Annotated in this window: 1 protein-coding gene; it reads left to right on the forward strand. The window is 66.6% G+C overall.

Features of this window, described 5'->3' with window-relative positions; translation table 11 throughout:
* Positions 1 to 7: 7 nt before the first annotated feature.
* Positions 8 to 1,307 (forward strand): APC family permease (locus DBR36_RS15530; RefSeq protein ID WP_258222900.1); only part of this gene is annotated, 1,300 nt, incomplete at its 3' end.

Consider the following 1,307-nt stretch of genomic DNA (forward strand, 5'->3'; position numbering starts at 1 on the left):
GCGCTCCATGTCCACCCTCGACCTCGTCGTCTACGGCCTGGTCTTCATGGTGCCGATCGCCCCCTGGGCCATCTTCGGCGTCGTCTACAACGCCGCCAGCGGCATGGTCCCGCTGGTGTACATCACCGGCGTCGTCGCGATGATCTTCACCGCCCTCGCCTACGCGCAGATGTCCAAGGCGTTCCCGATCGCGGGAAGCGTCTTCTCGTACGTCGGCCGTGGACTGCATCCCACCGTCGGCTTCTTCGCCGGGTGGGCGATCCTGCTCGACTACCTGCTCGTGCCCACGCTGCTGTACGTCTTCGCGGCGTCCAGCATGGCGGGCATCTTCCCCGACGTGCCGCAGTGGATCTGGGCGGTGTCGTTCGTGATCATCAACACCGTCATCAACGTGCTCGGCATCGGCTCGATCAAGATCGCCAACCGGGTGATGCTCGTCATCCAGCTCGCTTTCGTCGTCATCTTCGTCGCGATCGCGATGATCGCGCTGAACGCCGGGACGATCCCCGGCGCCGAATTCACCATGGCCCCGGTGTGGGATGCCGAGAAGGTCAACCCCGCGCTGATCGCCACCGCCCTGTCGATCGCGGTGCTGAGCTTCCTCGGCTTCGACGGCATCTCGACGATGGCCGAGGAGTCCACGGGCGACCGCAAATCGGGCGGCCGCGCCATGATCATCGCCCTGCTCGTGGTCGCCGTCCTGTTCATCACCCAGACGTGGTTCGCCAGCGCGCTGGCCGCCGGCACCGTGTCGTTCGGCGATGACGAGGTCAACAACGCCTTCTTCGTCCTGGTGGCCAAGGCCGCTGGTTCGGGCTGGGCGACCGCCTTCCTCGCCGTCAACGTCATCGCGGTCGGCATCGCCAACGCCGTGGCCGCCCAGGCCGCCACCTCGCGCCTGCTCTACTCGATGAGCCGCGACCGCCGCCTGCCCGCGTTCCTGTCCAAGGTCACCGCGCGTCAGGTGCCGATGGCGGCGATCCTGCTGGTCAGCGGGATCTCGCTGGTGCTCGTGCTGTTCTTCGTCGGCCAGATCGCGGTGATCTCGTCGCTGGTGAACTTCGGCGCGCTGCTCGGATTCCTGCTGCTGCACGTGTCCGTCGCCGTGTACTACGTGGGCAAGAAGAAGTCGAAGAACTACCTGCTGCACCTGGTCGTGCCGGTCGTCGGGTTCCTCATCATCGGCTACGTCCTGCTCAACGCCGACATCACGGCGAAGGTCGGCGGCATCCTGTGGCTCGTCGTCGGCGCCGTCGTCTACGTGATCTTCGCCCGCCGCGACCGCTCCACCCCGGCACCCTCGCCCG

It is taken from the genome of Microbacterium sp. HMWF026 (assembly GCF_003061325.1).
GTDB lineage: Bacteria > Actinomycetota > Actinomycetes > Actinomycetales > Microbacteriaceae > Microbacterium > Microbacterium testaceum_E.